The sequence below is a fragment of the Frankia sp. AgB32 genome (genome assembly GCF_023243045.1).
Lineage (GTDB): Bacteria > Actinomycetota > Actinomycetes > Frankiales > Frankiaceae > Frankia.
Map to the genome: position 1 here is coordinate 84,121 of NZ_JALKFX010000008.1, position 12,941 is coordinate 97,061.

At 69.5% G+C, this 12,941-nt stretch carries 11 protein-coding genes; 8 read left to right on the top strand and 3 right to left on the bottom strand.

Annotation, left to right across the window (positions count from 1 at the left end; genetic code table 11):
* Positions 1–296: 296 nt before the first annotated feature.
* The 4 genes from MXD60_RS29255 to MXD60_RS04420 all read left to right on the top strand — a co-directional run bounded on the left by MXD60_RS29255 (position 297) and on the right by MXD60_RS04420 (position 5,422).
* On the top strand, positions 297–893 hold the full coding sequence (locus tag MXD60_RS29255; protein WP_248817652.1) for a TetR/AcrR family transcriptional regulator: 597 nt from the start codon (positions 297–299) through the stop codon (positions 891–893).
* A 381-nt stretch (positions 894–1,274) separates the two neighbouring features.
* Entirely contained in the window at positions 1,275–2,717 is a 1,443-nt protein-coding gene (locus MXD60_RS04405; protein ID WP_248817653.1) for a hypothetical protein, read from the top strand.
* 1,264 nt (positions 2,718–3,981) lie between these two features.
* Positions 3,982–4,671 (top strand): hypothetical protein, encoded by a 690-nt coding sequence (locus MXD60_RS04415; RefSeq protein ID WP_248817667.1) that lies wholly within the window; start codon positions 3,982–3,984, stop codon positions 4,669–4,671.
* A 31-nt stretch (positions 4,672–4,702) separates the two neighbouring features.
* Positions 4,703–5,422, top strand: coding sequence for a hypothetical protein (locus tag MXD60_RS04420; RefSeq protein ID WP_248817654.1), 720 nt, complete (start codon positions 4,703–4,705; stop codon positions 5,420–5,422).
* A gap of 40 nt (positions 5,423–5,462) precedes the next feature.
* On the opposite strand, the gene MXD60_RS04425 is transcribed toward MXD60_RS04420, so the two are convergent.
* Together MXD60_RS04425 and MXD60_RS04430 are read right to left on the bottom strand one after the other, a co-directional pair.
* A complete protein-coding gene (locus tag MXD60_RS04425; RefSeq protein ID WP_248817655.1) occupies positions 5,463–5,987 on the bottom strand; it encodes a PH domain-containing protein in 525 nt (174 codons plus the stop codon).
* A gap of 59 nt (positions 5,988–6,046) precedes the next feature.
* Positions 6,047–6,937, bottom strand: coding sequence for a biotin--[acetyl-CoA-carboxylase] ligase (locus tag MXD60_RS04430; protein ID WP_248817656.1), 891 nt, complete (start codon positions 6,935–6,937; stop codon positions 6,047–6,049).
* A gap of 259 nt (positions 6,938–7,196) precedes the next feature.
* On the opposite strand from MXD60_RS04430, the gene MXD60_RS04435 reads away from it, so the two are divergent.
* The 4 genes from MXD60_RS04435 to MXD60_RS04450 all read left to right on the top strand — a co-directional run bounded on the left by MXD60_RS04435 (position 7,197) and on the right by MXD60_RS04450 (position 11,492).
* Entirely contained in the window at positions 7,197–8,792 is a 1,596-nt protein-coding gene (locus MXD60_RS04435) for an acyl-CoA carboxylase subunit beta (protein WP_283097765.1), read from the top strand.
* 112 nt (positions 8,793–8,904) lie between these two features.
* Positions 8,905–9,159 (top strand): acyl-CoA carboxylase subunit epsilon, encoded by a 255-nt coding sequence (locus MXD60_RS04440; protein ID WP_248817658.1) that lies wholly within the window; start codon positions 8,905–8,907, stop codon positions 9,157–9,159.
* 115 nt (positions 9,160–9,274) lie between these two features.
* Positions 9,275–11,035 carry an acetyl/propionyl/methylcrotonyl-CoA carboxylase subunit alpha gene (locus MXD60_RS04445; RefSeq protein WP_248817659.1) on the top strand — a complete coding sequence of 587 codons (1,761 nt, stop codon included), beginning with the start codon at positions 9,275–9,277 and terminating at the stop codon, positions 11,033–11,035.
* A gap of 82 nt (positions 11,036–11,117) precedes the next feature.
* On the top strand, positions 11,118–11,492 hold the full coding sequence (locus MXD60_RS04450) for a DUF5313 family protein (protein WP_248817660.1): 375 nt from the start codon (positions 11,118–11,120) through the stop codon (positions 11,490–11,492).
* Between the two features lie 26 nt (positions 11,493–11,518).
* Here MXD60_RS04450 and MXD60_RS04455 read toward each other — a convergent pair whose 3' ends face one another.
* The gene (locus MXD60_RS04455) at positions 11,519–12,748 is read right to left on the bottom strand and encodes an HNH endonuclease signature motif containing protein (protein WP_248817661.1); all 1,230 of its coding nucleotides are present in this window, start codon (positions 12,746–12,748) and stop codon (positions 11,519–11,521) included.
* Positions 12,749–12,941: the final 193 nt, after the last annotated feature.

Genomic DNA, 12,941 nt, shown 5'->3' on the forward strand with positions numbered 1-12,941 from the left:
GCTCCGCGTCGCGCGCAGTCGCAGGTAGAGAGCCTGCACCGGCGGTTCGCGCGAGTCGCCGGCCCGGCGAGGGAACGCCGCGGACCGCCCGCGGCACCCGCCATACTGGTCCCGACCGGACAGCACCGAGAGTGGTCCGGTCAGGCGCTGACGCACGCTCGCGGCAACCCGGGTGAGTTACGCTCTGCGCGCCAAACCGCCGCTACGCGTCCGCCAGCAGACACCATGCGTCAGTGCGCACCCGGATCCCTGGCGGCCCGCACCGACCGGTCCAGACCTCGTCGGGAGGGTATGCCGTGTCCCAGTCCTCGCTCACGTCGCCCCGAACCGGCGGGCGACCCCGCGACGAGAGCCGGGACCTCGCGATTCGGGCGGCTACGCTCGACCTGCTGGCCGAGCTCGGATATGACGGCGTGACCATGGACCGCGTTGCCGCCCGGGCCCGCTCCGGCAAGGCAACGATCTACCGTCGCTGGCCGTCGAAACTGGCGATGGTGCTGGACTCGATCGACGCGTTCGCCCAGGAACGGATGCCCACGCCGAACACCGGATCACTGCGGCTGGACCTGCTCGAGTTCCTCGTGTCCTTCCACGAGGCGATCCGCAGCGACCGCGGTCGGATTCTCGCGGAACTGATCTCGGAAATGCCCCGGAATCCCGAACTCCGGAACGCGCTGCGCCGCGGTCTGTCGGCGCAGCGCGACGCAAGCTGGCGTGCCATCGCGGAAAAAGCGGTGGCCCGGGGCGAACTGCGGGCCGAGGTCGACGGATCCCTTCTCACCGAGATCGGCACCGCTGTCATCGTCCAGCGCGTCCTGCTTACCGGCGACCCCGTCGACCGGGCATTCCTGGAAACGATCGTGGACGAGGTCCTGATCCGCCACGCGGGCTGAGCGACACCCCGAACCCGCACATGGCGGCGGCTGTCCGCTCCCGCCCTGGGCGCGTCCGGCCCTCGGAGCCGAGGTCAGCGCCGGGTGGGCCACCACCCAAACACGCCGCACCGTGATATTCCGGTCACGGAATGCAGAAGATGTGTCCAGAAGGCGACCTGCCGCGCCAAAGTAACGGCAAAGCCCTAACATCGGCATGAACCCGGCACGGGTTGTACACGCGGTTCATCCATTCCACCGCTTCTGGGCAGACACGGCCTCCGAGCCGGCGCTGCCTCCGAGGCGCGGGGAACAGGATGACCGGTCACCACGCGGCCGTCCGACCAGCGCGTCGAGGAGGCGCGTGGCGAGGGCGCCCTCGCGCGGCATCAGGAGGACCTCATGCAGTCACCGGGATCCGGCCCCCAGGACCCGGACGCCGAGACCCGGCGGGCGGGCGTGCCGCCGCGTGGCGGATGGCCGGCCGACGGTCGTCCCGGCGGCTCCGGTCCGCACGGCTCCGGTCCGCACGGCTCCGGTCCGCACGGCTCCGGGGCATACGGGGCCGGGGCATACGGCTCCGGGGCATACGGGGCCAGCTCGTACGGCGCGAGTGACGAGGACGACGACGCGGAGCAGACCCGGATCGTCAGTGACTCCGACGACTACCGGCGCGGAGCCTGGCCACCGCCCGCTCCGTCGCGCGACGCGCCCCCCGGCGCGGGACCGAACCCGCCGGTCGATCAGCGCTACCCGTACCCCAGCGGCCCGAGCGGTGCGGATCCGCGCACGCAGGTGCTGCCCGAGGGCTACGGGACGAGTTCCTACGGCACCCCGGGCGGGGCTGGGGACAACTCCGCGGACCAGTATCCCCCGTCGGGCTTTCCGCCGGGTGGAACGTATGGCGAGTCTCCGCCGGTGGGCGGTGGCCAGTACGGCACCGCGGGCTATGCCCAGCAGGGCGGCTACCCCGCTCCCGGCACCGACTACAACCAGGGCTACCAGCAGGGTTATCCCACGCCGGGCGCCTATCCACAGCAGGGCTATCAGCAGCAGGGCTATCAAGACGCCGGTTACCAGCAGGCCGGTTACCAGCAGGCCTATCCACAGCAGGGGTACCAGCAGCCCGGTTACCCGCAGCCGGGCTACCAGCAGCCGGGCGACTACGGCGGCTACCCGGCAGGCGGCGGTCCGAACGGGAGCAACCCGGGTCGGAAGCGCGCCATCATCATCGGCGCGGCCGTCGTGGCGGTACTGCTGCTGATCATTATTCCGGTGGCGCTGCTCTCCGGCGGTGGCTCCGACGACAACAAGCCGATCGCGGCCGCCACGGCGTCCGCCCCCCCATCCAGCGCGCCGACCACATCACCGAGCCCGTCGACGACACCCTCGCCGAGCCCGTCGGCAAGCGCCTCGGCAAGCTTCACCCCGGCGGAGAGCGCCCTGCTGGCCAAGCTGGACGACTCGGCCATGACCGAATGCGAGCCGAACACCAACGGCGAGGGCGACCACATCGAGGCCTCGCTGTTCTGCAACTCCGAGGACGGCAAGGTCGTCGCCGCCTACTCCTACGCCACGACTGCCGACCTGAACAGCGACGAGGAAGTTCGCAAGTCCCTCGTCACGACAACGGACGGCAAGTGCAAGGAGGGTGGCGACGAAGTCTTCACCTGGAACTTCGACAACGGCCAGACCCAGGGCACCGCGGTCTGCAGCACCCGCACCAACGATCACTTCATCTACTGGTCCTACACCAACAAACTCGTCGCCTTCATGGCCACGGGGACCGACGGCGCCGCCCTCTACGAATGGTGGAGCGGCTTCGACCCGGTCCCGCAGAGCTGAACTCCCGGCATAGGGCGGTATTTGTGCGACAGTAGCCCAATACCGAACGTGTCCGGAGGGTGATACGCCTACGCTGGGGCCGCATACGTCACCCATCCCGGGAGGAACCGTGCCGAGCCGTGGCAGTGGCGACGACGAAGCGCCACGCTCAGCCGACCAGACGCCATCACCGCCACCCGTCGGCGGCGGTGATGGCGCGCAGGCGGATCTCGACGACACCGAGCGAACCATCCTGCAACCCCCCGGGCGGTATCCGCTGCGTGGACCCACGGGGCCAGCGCCCGCTGGTCCGCCGTCGCCAGGTTCGTTCCCTCCGGGCCCGGGCTCACCGCCTGGTGCGGCCCGCCCCGGGCACACCTCGTGGTCGCCGCCACCCGCGGGTCCGTATCCCACCGGCCCGTACCCCACCGGCCCCGGAGCCGGTGTCCGCGAACCCGCCGGGCCACCCGGCCCACCCGTTCCCTCCGCACCTCCCCGGCTGGGCGGGCCGGCGGTTCCGCCCGTACCCGCGCGGCCTGGTGCACCCGGGGGCCCGAGCTGGCCGCCGGGGCCACCGACGTCGAACAACCAGGTCTGGCCACCCGCAACGGGGCCGGCCGGTCCGCAGGCAGCCCCCAGCGGACCCCGGCCCGTGGGACCGCCAGGGCCGCCGAGCCCACCTGGAGCACCTGGCGCCGGACCGTTCCCGCCACCCGGGTCCTACCCGCCGCCGAGGATCTCGGGACCGCCGGACCCGCCCGGCGGACTTGCCGGCCCACCCGGGCCGCTCTACCACGCCCCGCCGGCCCGGCCAGCGACCGGCCCGGGGGCCCTGCCATCAGGTCCGCGACCCGGTCAGCCAGCCCCTGACCCCGCGCCTCCCGCGCGACCGGGGCCCCCTGCACCGACGTGGTCCGGCGATGGCCGCCAAGGCTCGGACGGCGGTGAGCTCACCTATCGACTGACTCCGCCTGGCTCCACGATGCCCGGGCGCACGGGTGGCCGCGGCTCCGGCGGCGGCCCGTACCCGGGCGCTGTGCCCGAGCCGACAAGGCCGGGGAGCGGTGCGGGCGAGCGGACAGCCCTGCGCGGGCCCGCCAGTTCCACCGGATCGGCGGGTCCGCCCTTCGCCCCGATGGCACCACCGCAGCTCGCGCCGGCAGCTGGGCATCGCCCACCCGCGAGCACGGGCGGACTCCCCCTGCCCGAGGTACCAGCGCTGGACGCACTTGGCCGCGCGTCTGGCGGGTACCGACCGAGCGAGTCCGGCCCGGACGACGACGCGGTGCTACCCGGCCTTCTGCCAGGCCTGCCGCCTGAGCCCGGCACGAGCCCGCGCGCCCCCGCCCCCACCCCGGAGGATCTCCGTCGACCGGCGGCCGATCGACACAAGGTCCTCGTTGACCGGCGGCTGCTGGCCGCGGGCGGCGCGCTGGCCGTGGTACTGATCGTCGTCTTCGGCATCCTTGCCTTCGCCGCCGGCGGCGACACCAAGACCGCCGCCGCTCCCGCCGGGCCGACACCGGCGGCACCAGGGGGCGCAGCGAGCGCCGCTCCGGCCGGGAATCCGCAGGACCGCCTGCGCGCCATGCTGAACCCGACCGCGCTGACCGACTGCACGGCTCCGACCCGCAGCGACAGCGCCTACGCGGATGCCACCCTGAACTGCAAGGCGTCCTCCGGCGGAAACGTGTCGGCGTTCAGCTTCCCGAACCGCTCGGCGGTCGACCGGCAGATCGGCGCCCGGGAGGCGTTCTACGTCGACGAGGGAAACTGCGATGACGGGCAGCAGAGCACCGAGCGGTGGACGTCTCCGACGGACAGGGTCGGCGGCAACCGGCTCTGCTACTTCTTCGCCAGGCGGTTCTACGAGTTCTGGACCTACGACGACAAGCTCGTCGCCTTCTCGACGGACGACCCCGACGCGGCCCAGCTCAACACGTGGTGGCACACGTTCGATCCACTGCGGCACTGATTGGTTGACCTCACCCGGGGAGGCTGGTCCGATGGCGGCGGAACCCGACCCAGATCTGTCGCGGGAGTCGGAGTCACCCCCGGCCGCGACGGTTCCAGCCAGCGACGCCGAAGGCGGCCAGCGGCGCCGACGCGGGCACGCGGGACGGCGGCGGAGCGCCATCATCGCCACCGTCACGGTGCTCGTCGTGCTCGGCGCGGCGGTCACCATCGGTCTCACGGTTGCCGGCGGGTCGCACTCGGACGGCCCCGCACGTCCTCGTCCCACCGGGTCAGGCCCCGCTCGCAGCGGCGGTCCAGGCACGTCCGCGCTTCCGAGCGCCGCCGGGACCCTCGACGCGGCCGACGCCGGACTGCTGGCCGCCCTACGGCCGTTCGTGGTGACGGACTGTCAACCAGGCGCACGCGACGGCACTGGCGTGACCGCCGCGCTACGATGCGCGCCGGGCGCCGGCGCAGTCGGGTCTCCCACCCAGCTCTCCATCGTCAGGTACGCGGACGCCTCGGCGCTGCGAGCCGACGTCAGCCGCCGATCGGCGGCACTCACCGACACCGGGGACTGCAGGCTGGGACAGACCAGTGTCGAACACTGGGCGCACAGCTCCCGCCGAAGCGGCACCATCCTGTGCGAGGCGACTCCGACCGGATTCACCATCACCTGGACCATTGACGCCGAGCTCCTGGGCTTGACGGCCGAGGCTGCCGACCCCACCCGCCTGTTCGCCTGGTGGCGCACCTTCAGCCCGGTATGAGACCGCGCCCGAGAATCCTCGGCCGCTTCGGTGGCCGCCGTCAGTAGTCACCGCTCGGGAAATCGGGATGGCCGCGTGCCTGATACGGCGCCGCGAGCTCGGCGAGGTTCTCCTGCACCCGCTCGACGTGCGGTACGCACGACAGCACGACCCGCCCCCGCCCGCCGGCCGTCTCGACCACCAGACGGCCCGATCCGACCGCTCGCTCGAACAGACTCTGCTGGACGGTCGCGCCCACCAGCCAGGCCAGCGGGATGTCACGGCCGACCCGGGTCACGAGCCCTTCGCGGATCACCAGCCGCTGGCTGGTGACGACGTAGTGGGTGGTCAGCTGGCGCAGCCACGGCAGGACGCCCAGGTAGGCGATGGCGCCGAGGGCGACGAGGAGCACGAGGTACTGGATGGGCTTCTGCACGAAGCCGCCCGGAGCGAAGAAGACACCGAGCACCGCGAAGAGCATGGCCGCCACCGTCCACAGCGCGGGGACGATGAGGCTCACCCAGTGCGGATGCAGGTGCAGGACGACCTCTTCGTCCCGGGTGAGGATGTCATCGGGAAATGCCACAGTGACGATCGTCGCACCTGACCCGTACGAGCCACGCCGGGGTCCCTGGGACCCGGAGGTCATCGAAGGTGGACGACATCGGCGGCGCTGTAGGCGCGGCCGTCCACGACCAGGCGACCGTCAGGATCGACATCCGTCGCTGTCCCGGTCTCGACGCCCCCGCCGGGCAGCATGAGGCGGACCTGCCGGCCGACCGTCGCGCACCGCGCCAGGTAGGCGGCGCGCGCCTGCCCAGGATCCGCCTCCCAGGCAGCCAGCGCCGTGACCAGATCGCCGAGGAGTCGCCCGAGCAACGCGGTCCGATCCAGCGCGGCGGCCGGGGCTCCGAGCTGGAGCAGGCTCGTCGAGCGTTCCGGCAGCTCATCCGGCTCCGCCAGCACGTTGAACCCAAAACCGATGATCACCGATGCCGGCGCGGGGACGGGGACCAGCTCGGTCAGGATGCCTGCCAGCTTCGCGCCGTCAACCTGGACATCGTTGGGCCACTTGAGCACCGCGGGCTGGCCCGCGAACGACTGCACCGTGGCCGCCAGCGAGGTTCCCACCACCATCGGCAACCAGCCCAGGCGCGCGGTCTCGAGCGACGGTCGCAGCAGCAGCGACACGGTCAGCCCGGCGCCCGGCCGCGACAGCCACGAACGATCGAGCCGCCCCCGGCCCGCCGTCTGCCTCTCAGCGACCAGCACCTGGCCACGCGCAGCCGCTCCGTCGGCAGAGCTGGCATGCCACCGGCGGGAGATCTCGGCGAGACCGGGTTCCGCCACGACCGCGCGTGCGGCTCGCGCCAGGGCGGCATTCGTGGAGTCGATCTCGGAAACCACCGCGACATCAAGACCCGCGGCCGAGACGAGCTCCGTCAGCCGCGCGACGTCCATCGGACCGCGTTGGCCGGACGATCCCGGTGGCGCGACGGGCGGTCCGGCGGACGATGCCTCCGACGGTGACGTCATGCTGCCAGCCTGCCAGAAGCCACCGCCGCCACTGCCGACAGCAGGAACGGACTCCGCTGACATCTCATCTTCAATCGTCACTCTCAGGTATCGGCCCCACAGAGTGGTCGACTCACTACCAAGCCGGACGGTCCGGGCACCCGATGGTGTGACCTGCGATACCGCAGGCCGTTGCTCGACCACAGATTCCTCACATTGGATGAGATCAACTCCACATGAGTCGAGCGCGTGGACGCACAGGGGCCGTACGCTGCGGCCTATGGCTCTCTCTGCGCCCGCTGAGGATTCTGCTCACGACCCGCACACGACCGCAGGGCGACTGGCTCACCTGCGACGGGTGAACGACGAGGCCGTTCACGCCGGATCGCAGCGGGCCGTGGACGCTCAGCATGCCAAGGGCAAGATGACCGCGCGTGAGCGGATCGAGGCGTTCCTCGACCCGGGCTCGTTCGTCGAGACCGACGCCTTCGCCCGCCACCGGGCGCACGACTTCGGCGTCCAGGCCAACCGGCCGTACGGTGACGGCGTCGTGACCGGCTACGGCACTGTCGACGGCCGCCAGGTCTGCGTGTTCAGCCAGGACTTCACCGTCTTCGGCGGCAGCCTCGGCGAGGTCTTCGGCGAGAAGATTGTCAAGATCATGGATCTGGCAATGAAGACCGGAAGCCCGGTCGTCGGCATCAACGACTCCGGTGGCGCCCGAATCCAGGAAGGCGTCGTCTCGCTCGGCCTCTACGGCGAGATCTTCTATCGGAACGTCATGGCCTCCGGAGTGGTTCCCCAGCTCTCGCTGATCATGGGCCCGTGCGCGGGCGGCGCCGTGTACTCGCCGGCGATCACCGACTTCACCCTGATGGTCGACCAGACCAGCCACATGTTCATCACCGGCCCCGACGTCATCAAGGAAGTCACCGGCGAGGACGTCGGGATGGAGGAGCTGGGCGGCGCGGCGACCCACAACTCGCGCAGCGGGGTGGCCCACTTCCAGGCTGCCGACGAGGCCGAATGCCTGGAGCTCGCCCGCGCTCTGCTCTCGTACCTGCCGTCCAACAACCTGGACCCGGTGCCGGCGTACGACGGCGTGGACGACCTGGACGCCGAGGTCGACCCGGAGCTGGACACCTTCATCCCCGACTCACCCAACACGCCCTACGACATGCATGAGATCATCGAGCGGCTACTGGACGAGGGCGACTTCCTCGAGGTGCACGCCCAGTTCGCCCAGAACCTGATCGTGGGATTCGGCCGGATCGACGGCGCGTCGGTCGGCATCGTCGCCAACCAGCCGATGCAGTTCGCCGGGACGCTCGACATCGACGCCAGCGAGAAGGCCGCCCGTTTCGTCCGGACCTGCGACGCCTTCAACATCCCCGTGCTGACCCTGGTCGACGTGCCCGGCTTCCTGCCCGGCACCTCCCAGGAGTGGAACGGCATCATCCGGCGCGGCGCCAAGCTGATCTACGCCTACGCGGAGGCGACCGTTCCGAAGGTCACGGTCATCACCCGCAAGGCGTACGGCGGTGCCTACGACGTCATGGGGTCCAAGCACCTGCGGGCCGACATCAACCTCGCCTGGCCCACCGCCGAGATCGCCGTCATGGGTGCACGAGGCGCGGTCAACATCATCTACCGCCGGGATCTCGCCAAGTCCGAATCCCCGGAGACTCGCCGCGCCGAGCTGATCCAGGACTACACCGACCACTTCGCCACGCCATACATCGCGGCGGAGCGCGGCTACCTCGACGCGGTGATCAACCCTTCCGAGACTCGTCGCGAGATCATCCGTGCACTGCGCCTTCTGCGGACCAAGCGCGAGTCCCTGCCGCCGAAGAAGCACGGCAACATCCCGCTGTAGTGGCAACGTCCGACCAGTGAACGACGGAGCAGTGCCGGCGGGAGCACCGGGCCGGACAGGCATCCAGCCGGACAGGCATCGAGCCGGACAGGCATCGAGCAAGGAGACGACCGTGGCCAAGGACGAAGGCGCGCAGACCAGCCCGCCGCATCTTCGGCTGATCCGTGGCAACGCCACACCCGAGGAGATCGCTGCGGTGGTGGCGCTGCTCGCGGCCCGGTCGGCCCCGGCGGAAGCCCCGCCCCCTCCCCTCCGCTCCGCCTGGGCCGATCCCACGCAGGCCCTTCGCGGCCCATTGCACGTCGGGGCGGGCTCGTGGCGCCGCTCCGGGCTGAACCCGGGTGTGCGAACCCGGGCCGGTTGGTGAGCGAACGGAAGTACGACGGTGAGATGCCGGCGACATCACGTCAGAGTTCAACGAGAGCGAGCTGTGCGGCCCGACTCGCCTAACCAAAGGCAGGCCGGACGAGGACGGGAGCATCGTGCGTAAGATCCTCATTGCTAACCGCGGCGAGATTGCGGTTCGGGTGGCCCGCGCCTGCCGCGATGCGGGTTACACCAGTGTTGCCGTGTACGCCGAGCCAGACATCGACGCGCTGCACGTGCGAGTAGCGGACGAAGCGTTCGCCCTTGGCGGGACCACACCCGGCGACTCATATCTGCGTATTGACAAGATTCTTGACGCGTGCAAGACGTCCGGAGCCGACGCGGTTCACCCCGGATACGGCTTTCTTTCCGAGAATGCCGAATTCGCCGAGGCTGTGATTGCGGCCGGTCTCACCTGGATCGGGCCGCCGCCGGAGGCCATTCGCCGTCTCGGCGACAAGACCGCGGCCCGGCACATCGCCCTCGCTGTCGGCGCTCCGCTCGCCCCCGGCACCGCCGACCCAGTCGCTGGCGTGGACGAGGTTGTCGCCTTCGCCGAGCAGTACGGGCTGCCCGTCGCCATCAAGGCGGCGTTCGGTGGTGGCGGTCGAGGCCTCAAGGTCGCCTGGACGATGGAAGAGCTTCCCGAGCTGTTCGACAGCGCGGTCCGCGAGGCGGTGGCTGCCTTCGGTCGAGGCGAATGCTTCGTCGAGCGGTATCTGGACCAGCCACGGCATGTCGAGACCCAGGTCCTCGCGGACACCCAGGGCAACGTCGTCGTCGTCGGCACTCGCGACTGCTCGCTGCAGCGGCGCTATCAGAAGCTTGTCGAGGAAGCTCCCGCCCCGTTCCTGTCGGAGTCGCAGCTGACGTCGTTGTACGAGGCGTCGAAGGCGATCTGCAAGCAGGCAGGCTACGTCGGCGCTGGCACCGTCGAGTTCCTCGTGGCTCGCGACGGCATGATCAGCTTCCTCGAGGTGAACACCCGTCTGCAGGTGGAGCACCCGGTCACCGAAGAGGTTTCCGGGGTGGACCTGGTCCGCGCCCAGTTCCGCATAGCCGAGGGCGAGACGCTGGACTTCACGGATCCCGCCCCCCGGGGCCACTCCATCGAGTTCCGGATCAACGGCGAGGACCCCGGGCGCAACTTCCTGCCGGCCCCCGGAACGGTGACGACGTTCGTCGCTCCCGCAGGTCCGGGAGTCCGCCTGGACACCGGGATCGAGAGCGGCAGTGTCATCGGCGGCGCCTTTGACTCGCTGCTCGCCAAGCTCATCGTCACCGGTGCCAGCCGCCAGGAAGCCCTGGAGCGGGCGCGGCGCGCCCTCGACGAGATGGTCGTCGAGGGCATGGCGACGGCTCTGCCCTTCCATCGCGCAGTGGTCAGGGATCCCGCTTTCGCCCCTGACGACGCCGCGGAGCCGTTCCGCATCCACAACCGCTGGATCGAAACCGAGTTCGACAACACCATCCCGGCGTTCGTCGGCGGTGCCGACGTGGATACCACCTCCGAGGCAAGGGAAGCCGTCGTCGTGGAGGTCGGTGGGAAGCGCCTTGAGGTGGTGCTTCCGGCAGGGTTCGGTGCCTCGGCCACGACCACCGCCAAGGGCGCGGCGCCCAAGCGGCGGGCCCGCGGCGGCGCCGCTGCTGCGAAGGTGACCGGCGATGCGCTGACCAGCCCCATGCAGGGCACCATCGTGAAGGTGGCAGTCAGCGAAGGGGACACCGTCGCGGCTGGCGACCTCATCGTCGTTCTTGAGGCGATGAAGATGGAGCAGCCCATCAACGCGCACCGAGATGGCAAGGTCACCGACCTGTCGGCCGCCGTCGGCGCTGTGGTCACCAGTGGCGCCGTCCTCTGTGAGATCAAGGACTGACACAGCCCACTCACCGTCAAGCAGGTCTCACCGCCCGGCCTCTTCGTAAGCTGCGGGTATGAACGCTGGCGAGGAACGCCCCATGGTGAGCGACCAGGATGTGCAGGTAACCACCCCGTCAGCGGAGGTCCAACGCCCCCCGCTGACGGGGCGCGTGCACTACCTGCTGGGCGGAACTCTCCCGCCCAGCTACAACGCGTGGATTTCGCGCGATCTGACTGGTCCGGGGTGGCGGACGCGCCAGGCGGCCCGCCCCTTCATCCTGATGCTTCCTTTCGCCCTGGTCTTTGCGCTGATGCCCGGCGAGATAGCGGTGCGGGCTCTGACCGTAGCCTTCCTGCTGATCTCGGGGGTCGGGCTGGGGTTTGCTACCAGCGGCTACTTCCGGAATCGTCGGCTCGAACAACACGGATTCCCGCCCGTCTTCCCACAGAATGACGACGAGGGCGTCGAATAAGGGCAGATGCCCCGAACCTACTTTGGTCAGCCAACGAGACACGACTCCGGAACCACCTCGTACTGCCGCCCCTCCGGACTCGTCCAGACGAAATGTCCGGGTCTGGGCTGACGCAGCTTCCAGTAACGCCTCGGACGGGCGCCACCAGACGAGTCTCCGCGGGAGCTCCTGTCCGCCGAGTGTTTGAGACGATGATGCCGCCGACATTGTGGCCCAAGATTATCCCCCCGGGTTTTACCGCCGTTTCGATGCGGACTGGTGTGGTCGAGATCGCAGGCCATGGAGGGTCTATCGCAACCCGGGAAGATACACCTCGGATTCCGGGCCTGAACATACCGACGCAGAGCAGGAGATGGAAACCTCCGTTCACCGACCTCAAGAATCTTGCCATCCGCGGGATCCGTCAGAATTCGGCGCCAGGTGCTGCGGCCATCCTCCGCCATCTCACGGGCAATCCCCGCCGGGATGGGCCCGTAGCCGGGAATCTCGCCAGGGCTCTCGGAAATGCCGAGCAAGCAGTCAACCGGGACGATTACCTGGATTTCCAGCCGAACGCTCTCGCGATTACTCCCCATCAGCAGGTCGAAGAGAACGTCCGCCCTACGTTGATCCAGGTCCCGCTCGTCGTCAGTACCACCCGTCTGCCTGGCCAGGACATCGATTCGACGGAACGCCATTACCATTCGATCCGCCGGCAGCAGGGCGGAGAGCCTACCCATCCCGTCGACCTCGGTACGCATATCCACTCGGCGTTTGGCAGCCGCTTTCCTGCGTCGACGGTCTGCGCCTTCCGGGTCGATGCGAATTACTCGGCGTCGCACCGCTGCCGCGAAAGCGTTGTGGCTCGGTCGGCCACCCTCCTTGAGCACCGAGCCCGCGACCTCATCGGCCTGCTCGTCAGCGAGATTCGCGGTCGATCGCTCCAGTGCCGACAGCCGATCGAGATCAATGATGCCGAGGCCAAGCGCGGTTACCGCCACCGGCATACGACGGACGACACCGACCGCAAAAGCGAGTCGCCGGCCAGCCACCGCAGGCGACATCCCCAGCTCAGCCGCCAACTCATCGCCGGCGAACTCGTCATACGCCTGATAGGCCTGCTCACTCCCGTCAAGCTGAGGGGGCCGATGCTGAGCAAATTGCGCCCGGACCAGCAGTCTCTCGGCCTCACATCGGGCAATCTTTTTCCCGATCTCGGCGTCGAGGCGCAGGCAGTCAGCGGCGTCGAGATCAGCTACACGGCGACCGTCGATCATCGAGCACTCGAGAATTCCCACACCGTCCGCGCAAGATTCAGATGTATCCGATACTCCTTCAAGATCGACCTTGCCACCTGCAGTCAGAAACCGAGGAAGACTCGCGCCCGCAGGGTCCAATGGCGCTTAGTTAAGCGGTCCGGGCAAGGATGATCTTCGGTGGCTGATCATGTCGGGTGCCGGTGTCTGTTGG